A 25,119-nucleotide genomic window follows, 5' to 3' on the forward strand; every position below is an offset into this window, starting at 1 on the left:
CGCCGACGGACCGGACGCCGCAGCACCGGCCGCCGGCCGCCCCGACGCCGGCACATCGGACGCGGGTGCAGCCGACGCGGGAGTCCCAACCTCGACGCGCGTCCGCAGCGTCCGCCGCCGCAGCCACGGCAGGTCGTCCCGCACCTCCGTGCTCGACCCGGGCGGCCCGGGTGGCCGGGGCGAGGTCACAGCGGCACGCCGTAGTCGGCCGCCATGCCCTCGAAGCCGTTCGCGTAGCCCTGCCCGACGACCTTGAACTTCCAGCCGGTCGTGTGCCGGTAGAGCTCCCCGAGCACGAGGCCCGTCTCGGCACGCAGCGACGGCGCCAGGTTCTCGGAGCGGACGAGCTCGGAGCTGTCCCGCAGGTCGAGCACGCGCACCGCCGCCTCGCGCAGCTGCCCGAGGGTCCGGCGCTGCCCGAGCGCCTCGTTGATGTACGCGACGACCACGATGCGCGCGACGTCGGCAGGGACGCCCGTGAGGTCGACCTCGACCTGCTCGGTGTCGGTCCCGACGACCCGCTCGAGCTGCGCGACCGAGAGGTCCGGCTCGACGAGCTGGTTGAAGAACACGACGTGCCGGTCCGAGAGCACGCGGCTGCGCGCGTCGCACAGCAGGGTCGCGACCACGATGTTGTCCATCAGCACGGGCTCGCTCGACGCGAACCGCACGCCGAGCACGACGCCGGTGAGGGACGGGATCTCGCGGGTCAGCTCGACGTTCGAGCCCCGCGCCATGGGCCGCGCCGCCATCACAGGTCTAGGTCCGAGCCGGAGAACCGCGTGCGGAGGAAGTTGCCTTGCGTCATCAGTGCGTCAGCGTCCTGGTTCTGGGTCGCGTGCAGGGTCGCGGTCGCCGACTGCAGGAGCGCGTCGAGCTGCATCATGAGCGACTGCGTGGGCGTGTGGCCGGCTCCGCGCGGGGTGTCGAGGAGCCGCGCGTCGACGGCGAGGTAGGTCTGGAGCGTCGTCGGCAGGTAGTCCTCGACGGTGCCGCGCACGGACATCGTGGCGTAGACGTCGAGCGGCCGGGTCTGCGCCTGACCGACGACGGCCCGCAGCACGTCGGTGATGCGGCGCGCGTTCGCGACGGCCGCCGCCGGCAGCCGCCCGGCGTTGCGGTTGACCAGACGCTCGAGCCCCGCGACGCCCGCGAGCAGCTGCTCGGCGCTGTCCGCGGGGTCGTCGGCGGCCGGGAGCGGAAGCGGCGGGACGACGGCGTCCTCACGGGCGTCCGTGAACCGCCTGAACCACCTCACGGTCGGGCTCCTCCTCGGTCGGCCGTCAGGACGTGATCTCGCCCTGCCGGGTCCGCGCGAGGTACGGCTGGGCGCGCTGGATCTGCCCCTCGAGGGCGGTGACGGTCTGGGCCATGCTGTCGACGGCCTGCGCGCGGAACGTGTCGAGCGCGTCCATCGTGGCGAACACGTTGTCGAACGCCGCCTGCAGCTTCTGCACGTCGATCGTCGACTCGGCGGCCTGCTGGCTGATCTGCGCGCCCTGCGTGCGCAGCTGCGCGGACGTCTGCTCGATGAGGTTCGACGTCACGGTGTTGAGCGCCGTGATCTGGTCGAGCACGAGCTTCTGGCGCGAGAGGGCCTGCGACACGATGACGGCCGTGCGCAGCGCCGCGATGGTCGTGGTCTGCGCGCGGTCGACGCCCTTGATGAGCTCGATGTTGTTCTTCCGGACGAGGTCGAGCGCCATGTAGCCCTGGACGTTGACGGCCATCTGCGTCATCAGGTCCTGGCGGCGCTGGCGCACGGGGAACAGCGCGTCGGCGCGGACCGTGTCGGCGTCCTGCTGGCGCCCCGCGGCCTCGAGCTGGGCGACCTTGTCGACGAGCGCGGCGTCGAGCGCCGCGGCGAGCTCGTTGTACTCGGCGAGCCGGCCCATCGTGGCCCACATGTTCGCCTTCTCGGTCTCGATCGCCGCGTTGTCCTTGCGGAGGTCGTCCTGGCCCGAGTTGAGGGACTTGATGATCGCGTCGAGGTGCTGCTGCGCGGACTGGTACCGCTGGAAGTAGCTGTCGATCTTCGAGCCGCCCGGGAGCCAGCGCAGCGCCTTCTTGACGCCCGTGAGGTCGGCGCGGTGCGGGTCGAGCTCGGTCACGGTCTGGCGGAGCTGGGCGATGGTCGTCGCGACCCGGACCTGCGCGTCGCCGCTGCCCGCCGTGGAGCCGCCCTTCGCCTTGCCCATCGCCGCGGCGGGCCGGTCGAGCATGCGGCTCGACACCGCGGCGGCGGCGCGCATGTCCTGCTCGCCCATCGACGTGATCGAGGCGACCTTCTGCGCGAACTCGGGCGAGCGCGTGTCGAGCGCGACGAGCTCGGTGACGAACGCGTCGGCCTTCTGCCGCAGCTCGACCTGCTTCGCGGAGTCCACGGGGACGGCGCCCGCGGCCTGCTCCTTCTCGACGACGACGACGGGTGCGGGTGGGGTGAGCACGAGCGCCCCGGACGTGGGCGCGGCGGGCGCCGGGTCGGGCGTCGCGGTGGAACCCAGGTCGAGCTCGGACATCGTCGTGTCTCCCTGTCGTCGTGTGCGCCGGCGCACCCGTCGCGCGCGTGGCCGGTCCGTGTCGACTCTAAAGTCTCGGCGGCGCGCGGGGGTGCCTGCGACCCCTGATGTCACCCTGAAAGGACCCTGATCCTGCACCGAAGGAACTCCGGCGCCGACACCGGCGTTGTTAGCATCGGTGCGCCGTCGAGCCTGGCGGTAGCGCGGTCAGCACGACGGGGGGCACGCCTCCGTCAGAAGCCTCTGGAGGATCCGTGGGAGTCAGCCTCAGCAAGGGCGGGAACGTCAGCCTCACCAAGGCCGCACCCGGTCTCACCGCCGTGGTGGTCGGCCTCGGCTGGGACGTCCGCACGACGACGGGCACCGACTTCGACCTGGACGCCTCGGCGATCCTGGTCGACGCGAACGGCAAGGTCGTGTCCGACGCGCACTTCGTGTTCTTCAACAACCTGAAGAGCCCCGAGGGCTCGGTCGAGCACCTCGGCGACAACCTCACCGGCGAGGGCGAGGGCGACGACGAGCAGCTGAAGGTCCAGCTCTCGACGGTCCCCGCCGAGGTCGACAAGATCGTCTTCCCCGTCTCGATCTACGACGGCGCCGGCCGCGGCCAGAGCTTCGGCCAGGTCCGCAACGCGTTCATCCGCATCGTGAACCAGGCGGACAACAACGAGCTCGCGCGCTACGACCTCACCGAGGACGCCTCGACCGAGACCGCGATGGTCTTCGGCGAGCTGTACCGCAACGGCGCCGAGTGGAAGTTCCGCGCCGTGGGCCAGGGCTACGCCTCGGGCCTCACGGGCATCGCGAAGGACTTCGGCGTCAACGTCTGACGCCCACGCACGACGGTCGGGCGCGCCTCGCGGGGTGCGCCCGACCGCCCGCGTCAGCGGTCGTCGCACCGCCTCGCACGTCCCGCACCACCCCGCACGAGCCCGCCGGCCCTGGCCGGTCCCGCACCACCGCACCGACCTTCCAGACCTGGAGGAGACCGACCATGGGCGTCAGCCTGAACAAGGGCGGGAACGTCTCGCTCACCAAGCAGGCCCCGAACCTGACGGCCGTCGTCGTCGGCCTCGGCTGGGACGCCCGCACGACGAGCGGCGCCGCGTTCGACCTCGACGCGAGCGCGCTCCTCGTCGGCCCCGGCGACCGCGTCCTGTCCGACCAGCACTTCGTGTTCTTCAACAACCTCGTGAGCCCCGACGGCTCGGTCGAGCACACCGGCGACAACCTGACCGGCGAGGGCGAGGGCGACGACGAGTCGATCAAGGTCGACCTCGCGCGCGTCCCCGAGCAGGTCACCCGGATCGTGTTCCCGGTGTCGATCTACCAGGCCACGGAGCGGGGCCAGAGCTTCGGCCAGGTCCGCAACGCGTTCATCCGGATCGTCAACCAGGCCGACGAGCAGGAGCTCGCTCGGTACGATCTGAGCGAGGACGCGTCGAGCGAGACCGCGATGATCTTCGGTGAGATCTACCGGCACCTCGGCGAGTGGAAGTTCCGGGCCATCGGCCAGGGCTACACGTCCGGTCTGCACGGCATCGCCAAGGACTTCGGGGTCGACGTCGCCTGACCCTCACCCGGGGCACGCCCGCCCCGGTGCACCACCCCACCTGCTGCGCCTCCCGGCGCTCATCCCCCGAGAGAACGAGGACCCCCCGTGGTCATGCGTACCTTCGGCTGGTCATTCGGTGTGACCGCCGTGTCCCTCGTCGTGGCCTTCCTCTACGGAGGTTGGAACGCGCTGTTCCTGTGCACGATCCTCGGCATCCTCGAGGTCTCGCTGTCGTTCGACAACGCCGTGGTCAACGCCAAGATCCTCGAGCGCATGAGCGAGTTCTGGCAGAAGATCTTCCTCACCGTCGGCATCGCGATCGCGGTGTTCGGCATGCGCCTGGTCTTCCCGCTGCTCATCGTCGGGATCACCGCAGACCTCGGCCCGATCGACGCGATCTCCCTCGCCATGGAGAAGGGCGACCCGGAGACCCCGGGCAGCTACGCGTACCTGCTCAACGAGGCGCACCCGCAGATCGCGGCCTTCGGCGGCATGTTCCTGCTCATGCTCTTCCTCGACTTCATCTTCGAGGACCGGGACATCAAGTGGCTGACGTGGCTCGAGCGCCCGCTCGCCCGCATCGGCAAGCTCGACCAGCTCGCCGTCATCGTCGCCAGCGTCGCGCTGATCCTCGCCGCCCAGCTGCTCGCGGAGGACCCGGCGGTCGTCCTGCTCTCCGGGCTGCTCGGCATGATCACCTACATCGCGGTCAACGGCCTCGGCTCGCTGTTCGAGGGCCAGGGCATCGAGGAGGCCTCGGGCACGATCATCGAGGACGGCGCGGCCGAGGAGGGCACGGGCGCGAAGGACCGCACGGGCCCGACGCAGCTCGCGAAGGCGACCGGCAAGGCCGGCTTCTTCCTGTTCCTCTACCTCGAGGTGCTCGACGCGTCGTTCTCGTTCGACGGCGTCATCGGTGCGTTCGCGATCACGTCCGACCCGATCATCATCGCCCTGGGCCTCGGCTTCATCGGCGCGATGTTCGTCCGGTCGATCACGGTGTTCCTCGTCCGCAAGGGCACGCTGGCCGACTACGTGTACCTCGAGCACGGCGCCCACTGGGCGATCGGTGCGCTCGCGACGATCCTGCTCGTGAGCATCGGCTACCACGTCGACGAGATCATCACGGGCCTCGTCGGGGTCGCGTTCATCGGCGCCGCGTTCACGTCGTCGATCCTGCGCAACCGTCGCCTCAAGGCCGCCGGCATCGAGCCGGAGCCCGTCATCGTGCACGCCGACTGACGACGACGACCCCCGACGATGCGCCACTTCGCGCACCTCGCGCCCGACGAGCGCGAGCGGCTCTTCCACGTCGAGCCGCAGGAGTTCACGGCGCACGACGACCGTGAGCTGCTCGCGGTGGCGCTCGGGGCGACCCTGTACCTGCCCGGGACGAGGCCGGCCATCGCGGCCGACCTCGTCCGGCGGGCGGCGCAGGGCGTCACCAGCGCGGTCGTCTGCCTCGAGGACGCCATCGCCGACCGGGACGTCCCCGCGGCGGAGGCGAACCTCGTCGCGCAGGTGCGCAGCCTCGCCGAGTCGGGCGAGGCCGGCCCGCTCGTGTTCGTGCGCGTGCGCACGCCCGAGCAGATCGGTCGCGTCGTCGCGGGTCTCGGCGAGCACGCCGGAGCGCTGTCGGGCTTCGTCGTCCCGAAGTTCACCGAGGACCGGGGCAGCGACTTCCTCGACACCGTCGCGCAGGCCTCGGACCTCACCGGGCACCGGTACTACGCGATGCCGATCCTCGAGTCCGCCGAGGTCATCCACCGCGAGACGCGCACCGACGCGCTCGTCGGGATCCGGCGGGCGCTCGACAAGCACCGCGAGCGGGTCCTCGCGGTGCGGATCGGCGCGACGGACCTGAGCTCGGCGTACGGCATCCGGCGCAGCCGGGACCTCACGATCTACGACGTCCTGCCGGTCGCGCAGGTCATCGCCGACGTGGTCAACGTGCTCGGGCGCGCCGACGACACGGGCTTCGTCGTCACGGGCTCGGTCTGGGAGTACTTCGAGGGGCAGGAGCGGCTGCTCAAGCCCCTGCTGCGCGAGTCCCCGTTCATCGAGCACGACGAGCGCGCGCTGCGCACCCGGCTCATCCGCAAGGCGCTCGACGGCCTGATCCGGGAGATCGTGCTCGACAAGGCCAACGGGATCACCGGCAAGACCGTCATCCACCCCTCGCACGTCCCCGCGGTGCACGCGCTGTCCGTCGTGACGCACGAGGAGTACGTCGACGCGGCGCACGTCCTGGGCGTCGAGATGTCCGACGGCGGCGTCGCGGCGTCCGGCTACCGGAACAAGATGAACGAGGCGAAGCCGCACCGCGCGTGGGCCGAGCGCACGATGCTCCGGGCCCGGGTGTTCGGCGTCTCGGGTGAAGACGTGTCGTTCGTGGACCTGCTCGGCGCGGGCGACCCCACGTGACCGGACGGCACGTGGCGGGCGCCGACGGTGCGCCGGCGGCCGGCCGGTCCTCGCCGGGTGGCGTGTGGACCGGCGGCTGGGTCGCGGAGCGGCTCGGCGTCGGCCTGGTCACGACGGGCTCGCCGGTCGGGGTGACGCTCCCCGAGCTCGTCGGGCTCGCGCTGCGCCGCAACCCCCGCCGCGCGCACCTGCTCGTGTCGACCGTGCTCGGCAAGCACGTGCCGACCGACCCGCGCGTCGTGCACGCGTCCGCACAGCTGCTCGGGGCGCTCGCGGCCGCGCGCATCGCGGGCTCGGGGGACGACGACGCGTCGACGCCCGCGTGGACCTCCGCCGTCGATGCGCTCGCGCCCGCGGTGGCCGGGGTGCCCGGCTCGGCGGCGACCCTGCGCGCCCGCACCGACGCCCTCGTGACCGACCTCCGGGCCCGGCACGCGTCGGCGCTCACCGGCACGGTCGTGCTCGGCTACGCGGAGACGGCGACCGCGCTCGGGCACGGCGTCGCGGAGGCGCTCGGGGCCCGCTACCTGCACTCGACCCGCCGCGCGGTGCCCGGGGTCGCGCTCGCGGGCGGCTTCGAGGAGCAGCACTCGCACGCGACGTCGCACCTGCTGCTGCCCGAGGACCCCGGCTTCCTCGCCGGCCCGGGCCCGCTCGTGCTCGTCGACGACGAGCTCTCGACCGGGCAGACGATCCTCAACACCGTCGCCGCGCTGCACGAGCGCTACCCGCGGGGCCGGTACGTCGTGGCGGCGCTCGTGGACGTGCGCTCCGACGCCGACCGGGCGCGCCTGGCCGACCTGGCCGACCGCCTCGGGGTCCGCATCGACGCGGTGGCGCTCGTCGCCGGGACCCTCGCGCTCGGGGACGACGTGCTCGCGGAGGGCCGACGGCTCGTCGAGGAGCACTCCGCACGGGACGCCGACCCCGACGGCTCCCGCTCCACCGGTTCCGAGCCGGCCGGCTCCGGGTCCCGACGGGGCGCCGTCGCCCGGCTCGGCACGCTCGGGTGGCCCGTCGACGTCCCGGACGGCGCCCGGCACGGCCTCACCCCGGCGCAGCTCGACCGGCTCGGCGCGGCGGCCCGCGACGCGGCGTCGGCGCTCGCGGGGCACCTCGGCGGCCCGGCCCCCGCGCAGCCGTCGACCGCGCAGCCTGCGGTGACGCCCGCCGGACCGACGGCGCGCCGTGTCCTGGTGCTCGGCACCGAGGAGCTCATGCACGCGCCGCTGCTCGTCGCGGCGCACCTCGCCGACCGGCTCGACGCGCACGGCACCACGGTCGCGTTCTCGTCGACCACCCGCTCCCCCGTCCTCGCGCTCGACGCCGAGGACTACGCGATCCGCACCCGCCTCGTGTTCCCGAGCCACGACGAGCCCGACGACGGGCCCGGCGACCGGTTCGCGTACAACGTCGCCCCGGGAGCCGACCCGCGCCGCCGCTTCACGGACGTCGTCGTGGTCGTCGACTCGGCCGGCGACACCCCCGCGCTGCACGCACCGGGCGGGCTCCCGGCCCGCGTCGCAGAGCACGCCGACCGCGTGCACCTCGTCACCCTCCCCTCGTACCGGCCCGCCGCCGGAGCACCCCACCCGCAGGAGACCACCCCGTGACCGCGACCACGCCCGCCCCGCTCCCCCCGCCGCTGCGCGGCCCGGAGTTCGGGAGCTACGCCGCCGACGAGGTCGCCTGGCTGCTCACCGACCTCACGCACGTCGCGCTCGAGGCGCCGCTCGAGGAGCGCGAGGAGGCCATCCAGGCCGGTCAGGCGCACTACGCCGAGTCGCTGCCGGTCGAGTTCCAGCCGAGCGCCGAGTACCAGGAGCTGTTCCACGCGTCGCTCGCGGAGTCCGCGGCGAAGCTCGCGCACGCCGTCGGTGTCGTCACCGAGCTCACGCTCGCCGAGCGGGGCCGGGGCGCCGTGCTCGTCTCGCTCGCGCGCGCCGGGACTCCGGTCGGGATCCTCATGCGCCGCTGGGCGCGCGAGGTGCACGGCCTGGACCTGGCGCACTACGCGGTGAGCATCGTGCGGGGCCGCGGCATCGACACCGTCGCGCTCCGCCACCTCGCCGCGCACCACCGCCCCCAGGACGTCATGTTCGTCGACGGGTGGACCGGCAAGGGTGCGATCGTCCGCGAGCTGACCGCCGCGGTCGCGGAGGCGAACGTCGCGCTCGGGCTCGCCCCGGGCGAGGGCTTCCGCCCGGACCTCGCGGTGCTGGCCGACCCCGCGGGCTGCGTCGAGCTCTACGGCACCCGCGAGGACTACCTCATCCCGTCGGCGTGCCTGAACTCGACGGTGTCGGGCCTCGTGTCCCGCACGGTGCTCAACGACCACCTGATCGGCCCCGGGGACTTCCACGGCGCGAGGTTCTACGCCGAGCTCGCCGCCGCGGACGTCTCGAACCGGTTCCTGGACGCGGTCTCGGAGCGCTTCGCCGAGGTCGCCGACGACGTCGCGCGGGACTGGCCGGTCCTCGCCGCGAGCGACCGCACCCCCACGTGGAGCGGCTGGGCGACCGCGGAGCGGCTGAGCGTCGAGCACGGCATCCACAGCGTCAACCTCGTCAAGCCCGGGGTCGGCGAGACCACGCGCGTGCTGCTGCGCCGGGTCCCGTGGAAGGTCCTCGTCCGGCGCCGCGCCGACCCCGAGCTCGCGCACGTCCTGCTGCTCGCCGAGCAGCGCGGCGTCGAGGTCGTCGAGGTGCCCGACCTGTCCTACCGCTGCGTCGGCCTGGTGCACCCCGGCTTCACGCGCGGGGCGCGTGCGGGGGCCGACGACGCGCTGACCATCACCCCGTCCAGCGAGGCCTCGGGCCCCGACGAGGTCGCGGGCGACGACGTCCTCGCGACGGAGGTCCGCGCATGACCGCCCAGGCGCCCACGCTCACCCCGCGCACGGCCCCCGCCCGGCCGGCAGGACCGGCGGCAGGCCCGACCGTCGTCGCGTGCGACCTCGACCGCACGCTCATCTACTCGCGCGCCGCGATGGCGCTGCCGGACGGCCCGGAGCCGGAGCTCGTGTGCGTCGAGCACTACGACGGGGCGCCGCTGTCCTACGTGACCGAGCGCGCCGAGCGGCTGCTCGTCGAGCTCGCGGCGTCCGCCGTCGTCGTGCCCACCACCACGCGCACGCGCGCGCAGCTCGCCCGGATCCGCATCCCGGGCCCGCCGTCGCCCTACGCGATCGCGGCCAACGGCGGCATCCTGCTCGTCGACGGCGAGCCCGACGCCGCCTGGACCGCCGCGGTCCGCGAGCTGCTCGCCGCGACGAGCGTCCCCCTCGCCGACGTCCGCGAGCACATGCGCACCGCGTTCGACGACGCGTGGACCCTCTCGCGCCGCGAGGCGGAGGAGCTGTTCTGCTACGCGGTCGTCGACCGCGCGGCGCTGCCCGAGGGCTTCGTCGCGGACCTGTCCGGGTGGGCCGCCGAGCGTGGCTGGACCGTCTCGCTGCAGGGCCGCAAGCTCTACGTCGTCCCGTCGGCGCTGACCAAGGGCGCCGCGGTCACGGCGCTCGCGGACCGGGTGGGCGCCGCACGCGTGCTCGCCGCGGGCGACTCGCTGCTCGACGCCGACCTGCTCGACGCCGCGCACGCCGGCATCCGGCCGGCGCACGGCGAGCTCGCCGAGAGCCGTTGGACCCGTCCGCACGTGGCCGTGACGGCGCGCGCGGGGATCCTCGCGGGCGAGGACGTGCTGACGTGGCTGCTCGGCGAGGTCACCCGCGGCCCGGTCGGCGCGCACGCCGGGTCCACGACGGCCTGACGGCGCCGCGACCGGTCCACCCGGCCGGGCCCTGCGTCCGCGCGGCGGCTGCTGTCACACTGGGGACGGGACGAGGCCGTCCCCGAGGGCCGAGACGAGGACGCGGGAGGTCGCATGACCCAGCTCTACCCCGCGGCGCTGCTCCCCGGCTCCGTCCTGCTCCCGGCCCGCCGCGACGAGTCGTTCGAGCGGTTCGCGCGCGTCGCGCAGCGCCACCTCGGCGTCCCGCTCGCGCTCGTGTCGCTCGTCTCGCAGGAGGGCCAGGTGTACCCCGGCGCCGCCGGGCTGCCACCGGACATCGACGAGTCCCGGCACACGCCCCTCACGCACTCGTTCTGCAAGTACGTCGTCGCCGACCGGTCCCCGCTGATCGTCGACGACGCCCGCCGCGTCGCCCTGCTCAAGGACAACCCCGCGATCCCCGAGCTCGACGTGATCGCGTACGCGGGCTACCCGCTGCTCGACGACACGAACGCCGTGGTCGGGTCGATGTGCGTGATCGACCACGTGCCGCGCCGCTGGACCGCCGACGAGCTCGCCCTGCTCGAGGACCTCGCGGCGGCGTGCAGCTCCGAGCTGCGGCTCCGCGGCGAGCGTGAGCGGGCCCGCCGCTCGCAGCAGCAGGCGACGCTCGCCTACCGTCAGGCCGGGCTGCTCCTGCTCGTGAGCGACGCCTTCCAGGACGTCCTCACGGTCGACGACGTCGCGGCGACCTCGGCGCGCGTCGCGGACACGGGGCTGGGCGCGACGATGTCCGGCATCGCGCTGCTCGACCCGGACGGCCGGGGCCTGACGTACACGACCGTCGAGCGCTTCACCGAGGACTTCGACCCGCGCTGGCAGCACGCACGCATCGACGAGGACCGGCCCGTCGCGCACGTGGCCCGCACGCACGAGCCGCTGTTCTTCCGGGACAACGCCGAGCTCGTCGCGCAGTTCCCCGCGATGGCGCGCCCTGCGACCCGCGACGCCGGGGCGAGCGCCGTCCTGCCGCTCGTGTCGGGTCAGGAGCTCCTCGGCGTGCTCACGCTCGGCTGGCGGCTGCCGCGGGAGTTCGACGAGGGCAACCGCACGATCAAGAACGCGCTTGCCGCGTACACCGCCCAGGCGCTGCAGCGTGCGCAGCTCCTCCAGCAGCGCCGGGACGTCGCGCGCACGCTCCAGGACGCGATGCTCACCGCCCTGCCGGAGCCGCCGCACCTGCGCCTCGGCGCGCACTACCTGCCGGCCGGGCGCGCGGACCGCGTCGGCGGGGACTGGTACGACGCGATCGAGCTGCCCGACGGCGGCGTCGCGCTCATGGTCGGCGACGTCACCGGCCACGACATGGACGCCGCGGCCCGCATGGGCCAGCTCCGCTCGACGCTGCGCGCGTTCGCGTGGGACCACCCCGACACCCCGTCCTCGTGGCTCACCCGGCTCGACCGGGCGATCGAGGGCCTGGGGCTCGGGACGATCGCGACCGCGCTCGTCGGGCGCATCGACCCCGACCCGGAGACGGGCGCGCACCGGTTCACGTGGTCGAGCGCGGGGCACCCGGCCCCGGTGCTCGTGCGGCCGGGGCAACAGAGCATCGCGCTGCAGGGGCCGCAGAACGACCTGCTGCTGGGCGTCGACCCCCGGACCGCACGGCACGACCACACGCACACCCTCGACCGCGGCGACACGCTGCTGCTGCACACCGACGGGCTCATCGAGCGGCGCGGGGCGTCCCTCCCGGACGAGGCCGCGGCGCTCGTGGACGCCGCCGGGCGGCTCGCGCACCTCGACCCCGCGCAGCTCGTCTCCGCGCTCGCGCACGGACTCGTGCCCGGTCACCCGGCCGACGACGTGGTCCTGCTCGCCGCCCAGGTCGTCGGGGGCTGACGCGAGGACGCCGTCACCCGCCGGCTCGACGCCCACGCCGGGAGGCGACGGTCGCCGGGCGGGGGTGCCCGGCGACCGTCCGCCTCACTCGCCGGGGTAGACGACCCCGACCTGCGCGCGCACGGCGTCGAGCGTGCGCATGACCTCGACGGTGTGGTCCCACGTCATGAGCGGGCTCTGGGTGTCCCCCGCGGCGACCCGGCGCGCGACCTCGGCGGCCTCGTACTGCAAGCCCTTCTTGCCGGGCTGCTCGAACGTCCACACGCGGCCGTCGCGGCGCTGCACGCGGAACGACGACGGGCCGTAGAAGTTGCCGGCCACGTGGATGAAGCCCTCGGTGCCCGAGATCGCGGCGGTCGTCGGGGTCTTGGCCCACAGCGTCGTCGAGAGGGTCGCCTGGGTGCGCTCGCCGTAGCTCAGGACGATCGACGCCTGCCCGTCGACGCCGGTCTCGGTCAGCGTCCCCGTCGCGTGCACCGCGTCCGGGACACCGAGGAAGTCGTGCGCGAACGACACCGGGTACACCCCGAGGTCGAGGAGCGCTCCGCCCGCGAGCTGCGGGTCGAACAGCCGGGAGGCCGGGTTGAACGGGAAGTACTGCCCGTGGTCGGCGGTGAGGTTGATGATCTCGCCGATCTCGCCGGCGTCGATGACCTGGTGCAGCGCGGCCACGTGCGGCAGGAACCGCGTCCACATGGCCTCCATCACGAAGACACCGGCGGCCTTCGCGGCGGCGAACACCTGCTCGGCCTCGGCGGCGTTGCGGGTGAAGGCCTTCTCGACGAGCACGTGCTTGCCGGCGGCGATCGCGAGCAGCGCGTGCTCGAGGTGCTCGGAGTGCGGGGTCGCGACGTACACGGCGTCGACCTGGCGGTCCTCGACGAGGTCGCGGTAGCCGATGTGGGTCGTCGGGACGCCGTGCGCGGTCGCGAAGCGCTCGCAGCGGTCCCGGTTGCGGGAGCCGACGGCGACGAGCTGCGCGCGGGTGTGCGCGTTCACCGCGTCGGCGAAGGCACCGGCGATGTTGCCGGCCCCCAGGATTCCCCAGCGGATGGACGGAGCGGTCGACGGGTCCTCGGTGCGAGCCATGCGGCCAACCTAGTACGGCCGGGCGCGCCGGTCCTGGCGGTCCGGGTGCCGGTCCGGCCGGCGGGTCAGGACTTCGCGGCGGCCTTCTTGCGCGGGGCCGCGGCCTTGCGCGCGGGGGCCTTCTTCTTGACGGGCCCGCGCGCACGCTTCTCCGCGAGGAGCTCCTGCGCGCGCTCGGGCGTGATCGACTCGACCGCGTCCTCCTTGCGGAGCGTCGCGTTCGTCTCGCCGTCGGTCACGTAGGCGCCGAAGCGGCCCTCCTTGACGACGATCGGCTTGTTCGACACCGGGTCCTCGCCGAGCTCGCGCAGCGGAGGCGCCGCGGTCGCGCCCCGGCCCCGCTTGGGCTGGGCGTAGATCGCGAGGGCCTCCTCGAGGGTGACCGTGAACATGGCCTCCTCGGACGGGAGCGTGCGCGAGTCGGTGCCGCGCTTGAGGTACGGGCCGTAGCGGCCGTTCTGCGCGGTGATCTCGGTCCCGGTCTCGGGGTCGACGCCCACGACACGCGGGAGCGAGAGCAGGCGCAGAGCGTCCTCGAGCGTGACGGTCTGCAGGTCCATCGACTTCAGCAGCGACGCGGTGCGCGGCTTGGGCGCGGCCGCCAGGGCCCGCTTCTTCGCGGCGGCGCTGAGGTTCGGGTCGAGCTCGGGCTCGGGCAGCAGCTCGGTCACGTACGGGCCGTAGCGGCCGCTCTTCGCGACGATCGTCGTGCCGGTCACGGGGTCCTCGCCAAGCACGAGGTCACCCTCGGGCTGCGTCTCGAAGAGCTCGCGGGCCTTGGGGACCGTGAGCTCGTCGGGCGCGAGGTCCTCGGGCACGGACGCCCGCCGCGGCGTCCCGTCGGGCCCGCTGAGGTCGCGGGTGTCCTCGAGGTACGGGCCGTAGCGCCCCACGCGCAGGGTGATCCCCTCGCCGATGTCGATCGAGTTGACCTCGCGCGCGTCGATGTCGCCGAGGTTCGCGACGAGGTCGCGCAGTCCCCCGCCGTCGACCGAGCCCGGGCTGTCGCCGAAGTAGAACTGGCTGAGCCACGCGCTGCGCTCGCGGTTGCCGGCCGCGATCTCGTCGAGGTCGGCCTCCATGGAGGCCGTGAAGTCGTAGTCGACGAGCTTGTCGAAGTTCTCCTCGAGCAGCCGCGTGACGGCGAACGCGAGCCAGCTCGGCACGAGCGCCTGCCCGCGGCCGGTCACGTAGCCGCGGTCCTGGATGACGGAGATCGTGGCCGCGTAGGTCGACGGGCGGCCGATCCCGCGCTCCTCGAGCGCCTTGACCAGGCTCGCCTCGGTGTAGCGCGGCGGCGGGGAGGTGCGGTGCCCGTCGGCCGTGAGGTCGGTGCCCGTGAGCGCGTCGCCCTCGACCATGTTCGGCAGGCGGGCCTCGCGCTCCTCGGCGGCCTTGCCGGCCTTGCCCGTGGCCTTCGCGGCGCCGGCCCCGTCCGCGTCCTCGGTCGCGCCGTCGACCCCGGCGACCGCAGTGGGCGCGTCGTCCTCGTACCGGTCGGCGTCGCGGCCCTCCTCGTACGCGGCCAGGAAGCCGCGGAACGTGATGACCGTGCCGGACGCGGCGAACACTGCGTCGACGTCCCCGTCGCCGAGCGGCGAGCCCGACGCGCCGGGGGCGCCCAGCCGGGCCGTCGCGCCGATCCGCACCGAGGCTGTCGAGCCCCGCGCGTCCGCCATCTGCGAGGCGACCGTGCGCTTCCAGATGAGCTCGTAGAGCCGGAACTGGTCGCCCGAGAGCTCGCGCGCGACCTGCGCCGGCGTGCGGAACTGGTCCCCGGCGGGCCGGATGGCCTCGTGCGCCTCCTGGGCGCCCTTGGCCTTGCTCGTGTAGACGCGCGCCTTGTCGGGCACGTACTCCGCGCCGTACAGCTCGCCGGCCTGGCGGCGCGCGGCGTCGATCGCCTGCGACGACAGCGCCGGGGAGTCCGTACGCATGTAGGTGATGTAGCCGTTCTCGTACAGGCCCTGCGCGGTGCGCATCGTCTGGCGCGAGCCCATGCGCAGCTTGCGGCTCGCCTCCTGCTGCAGCGTCGACGTCGTGAACGGCGCGGCCGGCTTGCGCGTGTACGGCTTCGTCTCGAGGCTGCGGACCTCGAACGACGACTCCGCGAGCCCGGCGACGAGGGCGCGCGCGGCCGGCTCGTCGAGGTGGCGCACGTCCTGCTGGCGGAGCGTGCCGCGGTCGTCGAAGTCGCGCCCGGACGCGACGCGCTGCCCGTCGACCTGCACGAGCCGTGCGCCGAACGACCCCGCGCGGGTCTCGTCGCCGCGCGTGTCGACCTGGCCGAACGTGCCCGTGACGTCCCAGTACTCGGCGGTGCGGAACGCCATGCGCTCGCGCTCGCGCTCGACGACGAGGCGCGTCGCGACGGACTGCACGCGCCCGGCGGACAGGCCCTGGCGGACCTTGCGCCACAGCACGGGCGAGACCTCGTAGCCGTAGAGCCGGTCGAGGATGCGGCGGGTCTCCTGCGCGTCGACCAGGCGGTCGTCGAGCTCGCGGGTGTTCGCGAGCGCACGCTGGATCGCCTCGCGGGTGATCTCGTGGAACACCATGCGCTTGACGGGGACCTTGGGCTTGAGCTCCTGGAGCAGGTGCCACGCGATGGCCTCGCCCTCGCGGTCCTCGTCGGTCGCGAGGAAGAGCTCGTCGGACTCCTTGAGGAGCCGCTTGAGCTCCGAGACCTTCTTCTTCTTGTCGGCGTCGACCACGTAGTACGGGTCGAACCCGTTGTCCACGTCGACCGCGAACTTCCCGTATGGGCCCTTCTTCATGTCCGCGGGCAGCTCGCTCGGCTGCGGCAGGTCGCGGATGTGGCCGACGCTCGCCTCGACGTCGTACCCCTCGCCGAGGTACCCCGCGATCGTGCGCGCCTTGGCGGGCGACTCCACGATGACGAGCTTGCGACCTGCGGACATGCGTTCCTGCTTCCTCGTGGGGTGGGGGACGGTTCGCAGGCCGTGCCCCCGGTGGCGGACGGTCGCCGCCCCGCGCCGGGCCGGCTGGTGCGTCGACACCGTCGCCCCGGCACTCTACGACCTTGCGTCAAGGAGCCTCGACGCGCGCGGTGGCGGCGTGCCGCACGAGGAGGATCACGGCGAACGCGAGCGCGCTCACCGCGACGACGGCGAGCACGGCCCCCGCGTACGCGGTGAGCAGGTCGGCGCGCGCCTCGAGCTCACCGGCCCGGTCCCACGTGCGGCGCAGGGACAGCGCGGACGGGACGACGGCCGCGACCCCGACGAGCCCGAGCAGCAGCGCCCCGGTGCGCGAGCCGGCGACGGACGACCCCGAGCTGCGCGCGAGCGCGATCTCGCCGGTCGCGGTCCGCGGCGCGTCGCCGGGGACGCCGGGGTGGCGCGCGACGAGCACGCACGTGACGCACGTCCAGAACAGCACGACGAGCACCGCCGCGATGACGTCGCTCGGCCGGTGCCACTGCCCGACGAGCGTCGAGACGCCCGTCGCCGCGGTGTACCCGGCACCGAGCGCCGCGGCCCACGGCCGGACCCGCGGCGGGACGACGAGCACGAGCACCGCCGAGACCGACGCGGCCGCGGTCGTGTGCCCGCTCGGCAGCGCGTTCATCCCCGGCCCGGGGACCCCGAGGTCGGGGCGGTCGGTGACGACCTTCTTGATCAGCTGGGTCGTGATGTTGGAGCCGGCGACGAGCACGACGACCTGGATCGCGAGCGCCCACCGCCGCCGGAGCACCGCGATGAGCATGGCCGCGACGAGCACGACCGCGATGTAGCTGACCGACACGACGTCGAGCACCGGCTCGGCCACCGTCCACAGCGCGCCCTGGCCGTACTCGGCGCCGCGCAGCACGGCCTCCTCGGTCCACTGGCCCGCCCACGTGTCGACGAAGACGCGCCACGTCGCGACGACCCCGAGCACCGCGACGACCGCGACGAGGACCCCGGGCAGGCTGCTGGCGCGTCGGGGGCCGCCGGGCACGTCGCTCGGGACGCGTCCGACGGGCCGCTCTCGGGGTGGGCTCGCACTGGGCACGGGCCCACGGTAGGCGACGCCCGGCGTCCCGTGCGCCGAGGAGCGGCCCGAGCGGCGGGAGGCCACAGAGAGTTCACAGGGTTCCGTCAGACCCACCACAGGCAGCCCGCGCACGCTGGCGACCATGACGCTCACGACGCCCCGCCGCGACCACCTGACCCGTGCCGACGGGACCGCGGTGCGGGCCCTCGTCGTCGACGACGAGCCGATGCTCGCCGAGCTCCTCTCGACCGCGCTGCGCTACGAGGGCTGGCAGGTCGGGTCCGCGCTGACCGGGCAGGCAGCGATCGCCGACGCGCGGCGCCTGGAGCCCGACGTGATCGTGCTCGACATGATGCTCCCCGACCTCTCGGGCCTCGAGGTGCTGCGCCGCATCCGCGCGTCCCACCCCTCCGTCCCGGTGCTGTTCCTCACCGCGAAGGACGCCGTCGAGGACCGGGTCGCGGGGCTCACCGCCGGTGGCGACGACTACGTGACCAAGCCGTTCGGTCTCGAGGAGGTCGTGGCGCGGCTGCGCGCGCTGCTGCGCCGGACGGGCGCGGTCGCCCAGCGCGAGGAGGCTGTGCTCGTCGTCGGGGACCTGCGCCTCGACGAGGACAGCCACGAGGTCTCCCGCGCCGGCCGTGACGTCCGGCTGACCGCGACCGAGTTCGAGCTGCTCCGCTACTTCATGCGCAACCCGCGCCGGGTGCTGTCCAAGGCGCAGATCCTGGACCGCGTGTGGCAGTACGACTTCGGCGGCCAGGCCAACATCGTCGAGCTGTACGTCTCCTACCTGCGGCGCAAGATCGACGCGGGGCACGAGCCGATGATCCACACGCTGCGGGGCGCCGGGTACGTGCTCAAGCCGGCCGTGTGAACCGATTCGCGCAGCGCCGACCCTCGCCAACCCGGACTTTCTTCGGTAACTTCACAAAGCCTCGTCCGCGAGGCCGCACCGAGCGTGCGCCCGGTGCGGTGACCACCTGGAGGTTCAATGAGGAACCCGACCCTGGCGCGCCGCGCGCGCGCCCTGACGGCAGCGGTCGCCGCCGCGGCCGTCGGAGGTCTGACGGCGACGCTCCCGGCCCAGACCGCACCCGTCGCCCCGGCCGCACCCGTCGCGGAGACCGCGACCATCGTCGACCCCGGGGCCACCCCCGAGACCCGGTCGCTCTTCTCGTTCCTGCGCGACGTGCGCGGCGAGGGCATCCTGTTCGGTCACCAGCACACGACGTCGTTCGGCGTCACGGTCGGCGACCCGCCCGACGGCACGCGCTCCGACGTCGAGGCGGCGGTCGGCGACTTCCCGGCCGTGTTCGGGTGGGACACGCTGATCCTCGAGGGCCGCGAGAAGCCCGGCGTCCTGGGCGCACCCGTCGAGCAGAACATCGCGGTGTTCGCCGACTACATGGAGAAGGCGCACGCGTTCGGCGGCATCAACACGATCAGCGCGCACATGAACAACTTCGTCACGGGCGGTGACTTCTACGACACCGAGGGGAGCACCGTCACGGCGATCCTGCCGGGCGGCCCGAAGCACGCCGAGCTCAACGCGTACCTCGACGACATCGCCGCGGTCGCGGACCAGACCCGCGACGCCGACGGCGACCTCATCCCGATCATCTTCCGGCCGTGGCACGAGAACGCGGGCTCGTGGTTCTGGTGGGGCGCGGCGCACGCGACGCCGGGCGAGTTCGTCGAGCTGTGGCGGTACACCGTCGAGTACCTGCGCGACACCAAGGGCGTCAGCAACTTCCTCTACGCCTACTCCCCCGGCGGCAGCTTCGGCGGGGTCGACGGCGTGTACATGCGCACGTACCCCGGCGACGCGTACGTCGACATCCTCGGCTACGACAACTACGACGGCAGCACCACGGCCGACAGCAGCGCGTGGCTGAACGGCGTCGTCCAGGACCTCGCGATGATCGCCGACCTCGCCGACGCGAGGGGCAAGATCTCGGCGTTCACCGAGTTCGGGCCCACGGGCGGCAAGCTCCGCGCGAACGGCGAGGGCGTCAACCTCGACTGGTTCACGGACCTGCTCGACGCGATCGAGGCCGACCCGAAGGCGTCGCGCAGCGCGTACATGCCGACGTGGGCGAACTTCGACCCGCTGCGCCCGGCGATCCCCTACCCCGCGACGGGCGACCTGCCCGCGCACGAGATGCTGCCGGACTTCCAGGCGTTCGAGGCCGACCCGTTCAGCTTCTTCGCGGACGACCTCGACCTCGCGGACGTCTACGGGCGGACGGTCGAGACCACCGAGCACGCGCCGTTCGCGCACGTCGTGACCCCGGCGGCCGGCCAGCGGATCACCGCCTCCCCCGCCGTGGTCCGCGCCAAGCTCGTGGGCGGCGAGGCGACCGGCGCGTGGTTCACGGTCGACGACGACGACACGCGCCACCCGCTCGCGCTCGACAGCGACGGCTACCTCTCGGCCACCTGGACGCTCACGCCCGAACAGCTCGACAACAGCACGCACACCGTGCACGTGACGGTCGAGGTCGCCGGCTCCGAGCCGCTCACCGCGAGCTCGAAGGTCATCCTCGGCGCCCGCCCGGTGCTCGCGCCCGGGGTGGTCGACGACTTCGAGGGCTACGGCGACGACGAGGCCCTGCGCGCCGAGTTCTCGACCGCGGGCGTCAACACGATCTCGCTCGAGACCGGGACCGTCGGCGGTGGCGACCAGGCGCTCCGGCTCGACTACGACTTCACGTCGCAGACCTACACCGGGATCATCAAGAAGTTCTCGGGCGACTGGACGCGGTTCTCCGACCTGTCGATCTGGGTGCGCCCGGACGGCTCCGACAACCGGATGGTGCTCCAGCTCGTCGCCGACGGCGTCTCGTTCGAGGCGTACCCGTCGCTCGCCGGGACCGACGCGCAGGTCGTCACGATCCCGTTCGAGGACTGGCGCCCGGCACCGTGGGACACGTCGAACGCGGACCGGCGGCTCACGCACGACGAGCTCGCGAAGATCACGCAGTTCAACGTCTACGTCAACGAGGAGCCCGCCGCCGGGGTGAAGGCCGGGAGCATCGTGTTCGACGAGATCCGCGCGACCGGCGTGGCGTCGTCCGGCTTCACCGACGTCACGGCGGAGCACCCGTACTTCGCGGAGATCGCCTGGGCGAAGCGTGCGGGGATCGCGACCGGCTGGCCCGACGGCACCTTCCGCCCCTCGGCGCGGCTGAGCCGCGAGGCGCTCGCCGCGTTCCTCCACCGGTACACCGACCCGGAGTTCGAGGCGCCCTCGACGGCCACGTTCAGGGACGTCCCGACGAGCCACGCGTTCTTCACCGAGATCGAGTGGCTCGCCTCGACCGGTCTGCTCCCGGGCGACCCGTACCGGAAGTTCGGGCCGTCCGGCACCGTCTCCCGGGCCACGGTCGCGAGCATCCTCTACGCGCTCCGGGGCACCGACGAGCTCCCCGAGCCCGGCACGCAGACGTTCAAGGACGTCACGCCGTCGCACCCGGACTGGGCCGCGATCGAGTGGGCCGCGGCCGCCGGCGTCACCACCGGCTACCCGAACGGCACCTTCAGGCCGAGCACGCCGATCACGCGGGAGGCCGTCGTCGCCTTCCTCCACCGGTACGACCGGCTGCCCGAGCCGCCCGTGGAGTCGGTCCCGCTGTTCGACTTCGCGGACGGCACCCAGGGCTGGACGGGCGCCGGACCCGTCGCGGCGGACGCGGGGCGGCTCGCGGTCACGAGCCCGGCCGGCGGCGGCTGGTTCGGGGTCGACGCGCCGCTCCCCGACCTCACCGGGCGCACCGAGATCCGGATGGACGTCGTCGAGACGGCCGGCGTCAACCCGAAGCTCGCGCTCAAGCTCGGCGGCGCCTGGCAGTGGTGCGAGACGGCCGAGGCCGGCTGGACGTCGGAGCCGCGCACCGGCGAGGACGCGCTCGTCTTCGACCTGACGACGCTCACCGCGGAGTGCGCGGCGATGCTCGACGACGTGCGCGGCTTCAACGTCTACCTCAACGAGGGTGGGCACGTCCTCGACACCGTCGAGGCGCGCTGACCTCCCTCAGCACGTCCCCGCCGGGGCGTCGGTCCGCACCGGACCGGCGCCCCGGTCGTGCGGCGCGGGTCGCGCGTCGTGCGTTCGTGGGTCGCGCGTCAGAGCGGGAACGCCGCGTACACGTCCCGGATCTGCTCGACGGGCGCGGTCGCGCGGAAGACCGTCGTCCCGTTGGACCAGAGCGCGATCCCCGAGCCGTCGCCGGCGTCGACGATGGTGAACGTCCCGACGGGCTGCCCGTCGACCACGACCTCGCCGGTCTGCGGGAGCGGCGCCGGGGCGGTGGTCGCACCGGGCGACGGGCTCGCGGACGCGTCCGCGGGGATGCCGGCCGGGAGCCCGGTCGCCAGCGCCGCGAGCTGCGCGGCGGCCTCCTCGGGCGTCTCCCACTGACCGGACTGCACGACGACCTGCGCCGTCCCGCCGTCCGAGTAGGTCTCGGTGTAGGCCTCGAGCGCACCGGCGGCGGTCCACGCGTCCTCGGGGCCCGACGACGCGAGCGCGTACTGCAGCACCGAGGGCGGCAGGGCCGCGGCGAACGCCGTCGTCGACGCGCGGGCGACGGGCTGCGCGGTCGGCGTCGGCGGCGCGAGCGTCACCGTCTCCGCGGCGGGCGCGGCCCCCGGCTCGTCGTCGCCGCCGGTGAGCACCGCGATCAGGACGCCCCCGACCACGACCACCGCGGCCACGGCACCGCCGACCAGCAGCAGCCTGCGGCGGCGCGCGTCCGCGTCGACCGCGGGCTCCGGGTCGCCCGGTCCCGGGCGGGCGTCCCCCTGCGGGAGCGGCGCGCCCGGCGTCCCGGCCTCGGGCCGGCCCGGGGTGGGCGCCGTCCAGCCGGTGGACGACGGCGGCGGCTGCGGCAGGTTGCGCCGCGGCTCGCCGGTGGGTCCGGTGTGGCTCATGGACGTCTCCCCTGCTGCGCGATCGGCCCCGCGGCGTCGCGCAGGTCGGTGTCGACCGGCAGCCTACTGGCGCGCCCGGCGCGGTCGTCGCACGGTGGCGCCGGTGTGCTCCGCGCGCGGCGGCGCGTCGGGCGGGCGTGTGGGTGGCGACGTCTAGCGTGCCCGCCATGACCTCCTCGACCGTCCGGCGCACCGCCTCCGGCTCCGCCGGCACGTCGACCGCCGGGCGGTCGTCCCGCACGCCCCGGCCCGGGTACCGCTGCTCGGAGTGCGGGTGGACGACGGCGAAGTGGGCCGGCCGGTGCGGGGAGTGCCAGGCGTGGGGCAGCGTCACCGAGGACGCCGGACCGGGTGGTGGCGCGCCGCGCACCTCGGTCGTCTCGCCGGCGCGCAACCCCGCGCGGCCGATCGCGGAGATCGACGTCGAGGCGAGCCGGGCCCGGCCCACGGGCGTCGACGAGCTCGACCGCGTGCTCGGCGGCGGGCTCGTGCCGGGTGCCGTCGTGCTGCTCGCCGGCGAGCCGGGCGTGGGCAAGTCGACCCTGCTGCTCGACGTGGCCTGCCGCGTCGCGCGCGGGACCGAGGGACCGGACGCCGAGCGACCGGGTGCCGGGGGCGAGCCCTCGGGGCGCCGGGTGCTCTACGTGACCGGGGAGGAGTCGGCCGGCCAGGTGCGGCTGCGTGCGGAGCGCATCGGCGCGCTCGACCCCGGGCTGCTGCTCGCCGCCGAGACGGACCTCGGCACGGTCCTCGGGCACATCGAGCACGTCGCACCCGACCTGCTCGTGCTCGACTCGGTGCAGACGATCGCCTCCGCGGCGGTCGAGGGCACCGCAGGCGGCGTCAGCCAGGTCCGCGAGGTCGCGGCGGCGCTCATCGCGGCCGCGAAGGAGCGGGACCTGCCGGTCGTGCTCGTCGGCCACGTGACCAAGGACGGCTCGGTCGCCGGGCCGCGCACGCTCGAGCACCTCGTCGACGTCGTGTGCCAGTTCGAGGGCGACCGCCACTCGCGCCTGCGCCTGCTGCGCGCGACCAAGAACCGCTTCGGCCCGACGGACGAGGTCGGCTGCTTCGACCTGTCGGAGTCCGGCATCGTCGGGCTCGCGGACCCGAGCGGGCTGTTCGTCTCGCACGAGCGCCACCACGTCCCGGGGACGTGCGTGACCGTGACGCTCGAGGGGCGCCGGCCCCTCGCGACCGAGATCCAGGCGCTCGTCGCCCCGAGCATGCTCGCGAACCCGCGCCGCACGACGAGCGGGGTCGACGCGAGCCGGCTCGCGATGGTCCTCGCGGTGCTCCAGCGACGTGTCGGTGCGCGGCTCGCCGACCAGGACGTCTACGTCTCGACCGTCGGGGGCGCCCGGGTGGTCGAGCCGTCCGCCGACCTCGCGCTGGCCCTCGCGACGGCGAGCTCCCGCGAGAACGTCGCGCTCCCGCGCGGGCTCGTCGCGCTCGGCGAGGTCGGGCTCGCGGGCGAGCTGCGGCCGGTGACCGGGGTCCTGCGCCGGCTGTCCGAGGCGGCCCGGCTCGGCTTCGTGCGCGCGGTCGTCCCGGCCGGCTCGATCGAGCCCGGCACCGCCCCCGCGGGGATCGAGCTGCTCGAGGTGGCCGACCTCGCGGAGGCGGTCCGGGCCACGGGCGTCGCGGGAGACCGCCGCACGTGAGCCTGCAGGAGGTGTCGGCGCCCGCAGTCACCCGTCCGGACGCACCCGCCCCACGCGTGGCCTTCACCTCGTCACCACCCGGGCCGCGTAGGATCGCGCGCGTGCCCACCACTCCGTCGCCGGACGACCTCCTGCGGACCACGCTCGCCGCGGTCGCGCCGGGCGGCGAGCTGCGCGACGGTCTCGAGCGCATCCTCCGGGGGCGCACCGGCGCGCTGATCGTCCTCGGTCACGACGCCACCGTCGAGTCGATCTGCTCGGGCGGCTTCGTGCTCGACGTCGAGTTCTCCTCGACCCGCCTGCGCGAGCTCGCCAAGATGGACGGCGCGATCGTCGTCGACCACGACGTCTCGCACATCGTGCGCGCCGCGGTCCAGCTCCTGCCCGACTCGACCATCGAGACCACCGAGTCCGGCACCCGCCACCGCACCGCCGAGCGGGTCGCGAAGCAGACCGGCTTCCCCGTCATCTCGGTCTCGGCGTCGATGCGGATCGTCGCGCTGTACGTCGGCGGCCTGCGGCACGTGCTCGAGGACTCGAACACGATCCTGTCCCGCGCGAACCAGGCGCTCGCGACGCTCGAGCGCTACAAGTCGCGCCTCGACGAGGTCAGCGGCACGCTCTCGGCGCTCGAGATCGAGGACCTCGTGACGGTGCGCGACGTCTCCGCGGTGGTGCAGCGCCTCGAGATGGTCCGGCGCATCTCCGAGGAGATCGAGGGCTACGTCGTGGAGCTCGGTACCGACGGGCGCCTGCTCGCGCTCCAGCTCGACGAGCTGACCGGCGGCATCGGCTCCGACCGCGAGCTCGTCACGCGCGACTACATCGACCTGCGCAAGGACCGCGACGAGGCCGGCGTCCAGGCCGCGCTCGCCGACCTCGACTCGACCGAGCTCCTCGACCTCGCGCACATCGCGCGGGTCCTCGGGCTGCCCGGCGGCGGGGACACCCTCGACGCCGCGGTCGGCCCGCGCGGCTACCGCCTGCTGTCGAAGGTCCCGCGCCTCCCCGTGGCGATCGTCGACCGGCTCGTCGGGCACTTCGGCGGCCTGCAGAAGCTCCTCGCGGCCGGCATCGACGACCTCATGACGGTCGACGGGGTCGGCGAGCAGCGGGCGCGTGCCGTGCGCGAGGGGCTCTCGCGTCTCGCCGAGTCGAGCATCCTCGAGCGCTACGTCTGATCTGGGCCTCCCGGACCGCGCGGTCGGACCTGCTCGCGTCGCTCGGCTGACGCGTCCTGACCTGTACTGCACGCATCGCTCGGCTCACGCGTCCCGACCTGCGCTGCACGCGTCGCTCG

The 25,119-nt window shown here is 74.0% G+C and carries 19 protein-coding genes; 12 read left to right on the forward strand and 7 right to left on the reverse strand.

The features are described 5' to 3' along the window. Positions 1-185: 185 nt before the first annotated feature. The 3 genes from NXY84_RS18145 to NXY84_RS18155 are packed head-to-tail and all read right to left on the reverse strand — an operon-like array spanning position 186 to position 2,519. Positions 186-737 (reverse strand): TerD family protein, encoded by a 552-nt coding sequence (locus tag NXY84_RS18145; RefSeq protein WP_258724426.1) that lies wholly within the window; start codon positions 735-737, stop codon positions 186-188. Positions 738-751: 14 nt separating this feature from the next. Continuing rightward, positions 752-1,258: a hypothetical protein gene (locus NXY84_RS18150; RefSeq protein ID WP_258724427.1), complete on the reverse strand. Its 507-nt coding sequence runs from the start codon at positions 1,256-1,258 to the stop codon at positions 752-754. 25 nt (positions 1,259-1,283) lie between these two features. Then, positions 1,284-2,519, reverse strand: coding sequence for a toxic anion resistance protein (locus NXY84_RS18155; RefSeq protein WP_258724428.1), 1,236 nt, complete (start codon positions 2,517-2,519; stop codon positions 1,284-1,286). 254 nt (positions 2,520-2,773) lie between these two features. On the opposite strand from NXY84_RS18155, the gene NXY84_RS18160 reads away from it, so the two are divergent. From NXY84_RS18160 to NXY84_RS18195, 8 genes are all read left to right on the forward strand, one after another. Then, positions 2,774-3,349, forward strand: coding sequence for a TerD family protein (locus tag NXY84_RS18160; RefSeq protein WP_258724430.1), 576 nt, complete (start codon positions 2,774-2,776; stop codon positions 3,347-3,349). 164 nt (positions 3,350-3,513) lie between these two features. Beyond that, positions 3,514-4,092, forward strand: coding sequence for a TerD family protein (locus tag NXY84_RS18165; RefSeq protein ID WP_258724431.1), 579 nt, complete (start codon positions 3,514-3,516; stop codon positions 4,090-4,092). Positions 4,093-4,179: 87 nt separating this feature from the next. Next, positions 4,180-5,316 (forward strand): DUF475 domain-containing protein, encoded by a 1,137-nt coding sequence (locus NXY84_RS18170; protein ID WP_396126287.1) that lies wholly within the window; start codon positions 4,180-4,182, stop codon positions 5,314-5,316. A gap of 18 nt (positions 5,317-5,334) precedes the next feature. Then, positions 5,335-6,498: an HpcH/HpaI aldolase/citrate lyase family protein gene (locus tag NXY84_RS18175; RefSeq protein ID WP_258724432.1), complete on the forward strand. Its 1,164-nt coding sequence runs from the start codon at positions 5,335-5,337 to the stop codon at positions 6,496-6,498. Further along, complete coding sequence (locus tag NXY84_RS18180) at positions 6,495-8,111, forward strand: phosphoribosyltransferase family protein (protein WP_258724433.1); 1,617 nt, start codon at positions 6,495-6,497, stop codon at positions 8,109-8,111. Before NXY84_RS18175 ends, NXY84_RS18180 begins: the two co-directional genes overlap by 4 nt. Beyond that, entirely contained in the window at positions 8,108-9,367 is a 1,260-nt protein-coding gene (locus tag NXY84_RS18185) for a cysteine protease StiP family protein (protein ID WP_258724434.1), read from the forward strand. The genes NXY84_RS18180 and NXY84_RS18185 overlap by 4 nt, the downstream gene beginning before the upstream one ends. Continuing rightward, entirely contained in the window at positions 9,364-10,266 is a 903-nt protein-coding gene (locus NXY84_RS18190) for an HAD family hydrolase (protein ID WP_258724436.1), read from the forward strand. The genes NXY84_RS18185 and NXY84_RS18190 overlap by 4 nt, the downstream gene beginning before the upstream one ends. Before the next feature lie 114 nt (positions 10,267-10,380). Beyond that, positions 10,381-12,132, forward strand: a complete 1,752-nt coding sequence (locus tag NXY84_RS18195) for a GAF domain-containing SpoIIE family protein phosphatase (RefSeq protein WP_258724437.1) — start codon at positions 10,381-10,383, stop codon at positions 12,130-12,132. Positions 12,133-12,216: 84 nt separating this feature from the next. On the opposite strand, the gene NXY84_RS18200 is transcribed toward NXY84_RS18195, so the two are convergent. The 3 genes from NXY84_RS18200 to NXY84_RS18210 form a co-directional block, all read right to left on the reverse strand. Then, positions 12,217-13,221 carry a Gfo/Idh/MocA family protein gene (locus tag NXY84_RS18200; protein ID WP_258724438.1) on the reverse strand — a complete coding sequence of 335 codons (1,005 nt, stop codon included), beginning with the start codon at positions 13,219-13,221 and terminating at the stop codon, positions 12,217-12,219. Between the two features lie 65 nt (positions 13,222-13,286). Beyond that, complete coding sequence (gene topA / locus NXY84_RS18205; protein WP_258724439.1) at positions 13,287-16,142, reverse strand: type I DNA topoisomerase; 2,856 nt, start codon at positions 16,140-16,142, stop codon at positions 13,287-13,289. Positions 16,143-16,269: 127 nt separating this feature from the next. After that, positions 16,270-17,238, reverse strand: a complete 969-nt coding sequence (locus NXY84_RS18210) for a phosphatase PAP2 family protein (protein ID WP_258724440.1) — start codon at positions 17,236-17,238, stop codon at positions 16,270-16,272. 124 nt (positions 17,239-17,362) lie between these two features. On the opposite strand from NXY84_RS18210, the gene NXY84_RS18215 reads away from it, so the two are divergent. Together NXY84_RS18215 and NXY84_RS18220 are read left to right on the forward strand one after the other, a co-directional pair. Further along, complete coding sequence (locus NXY84_RS18215; protein ID WP_309485023.1) at positions 17,363-18,097, forward strand: response regulator transcription factor; 735 nt, start codon at positions 17,363-17,365, stop codon at positions 18,095-18,097. A 117-nt stretch (positions 18,098-18,214) separates the two neighbouring features. After that, a complete protein-coding gene (locus tag NXY84_RS18220) occupies positions 18,215-21,250 on the forward strand; it encodes a glycosyl hydrolase (protein ID WP_258724441.1) in 3,036 nt (1,011 codons plus the stop codon). A gap of 98 nt (positions 21,251-21,348) precedes the next feature. Here the strand turns inward: NXY84_RS18220 and NXY84_RS18225 are convergent, their stop codons facing one another. Next, positions 21,349-22,155, reverse strand: coding sequence for a hypothetical protein (locus tag NXY84_RS18225; RefSeq protein WP_258724442.1), 807 nt, complete (start codon positions 22,153-22,155; stop codon positions 21,349-21,351). Positions 22,156-22,322: 167 nt separating this feature from the next. Between NXY84_RS18225 and radA the strand changes: the two genes are divergently transcribed. Both radA and disA read left to right on the forward strand, forming a co-directional pair. Beyond that, positions 22,323-23,819 carry a DNA repair protein RadA gene (gene radA, locus NXY84_RS18230; protein ID WP_258724443.1) on the forward strand — a complete coding sequence of 499 codons (1,497 nt, stop codon included), beginning with the start codon at positions 22,323-22,325 and terminating at the stop codon, positions 23,817-23,819. Between the two features lie 101 nt (positions 23,820-23,920). Then, positions 23,921-25,000: a DNA integrity scanning diadenylate cyclase DisA gene (disA, locus tag NXY84_RS18235; protein WP_258724444.1), complete on the forward strand. Its 1,080-nt coding sequence runs from the start codon at positions 23,921-23,923 to the stop codon at positions 24,998-25,000. Positions 25,001-25,119: the final 119 nt, after the last annotated feature.

Source organism: Cellulomonas sp. NS3 (assembly GCF_024757985.1).
Taxonomy (GTDB): domain Bacteria; phylum Actinomycetota; class Actinomycetes; order Actinomycetales; family Cellulomonadaceae; genus Cellulomonas_A.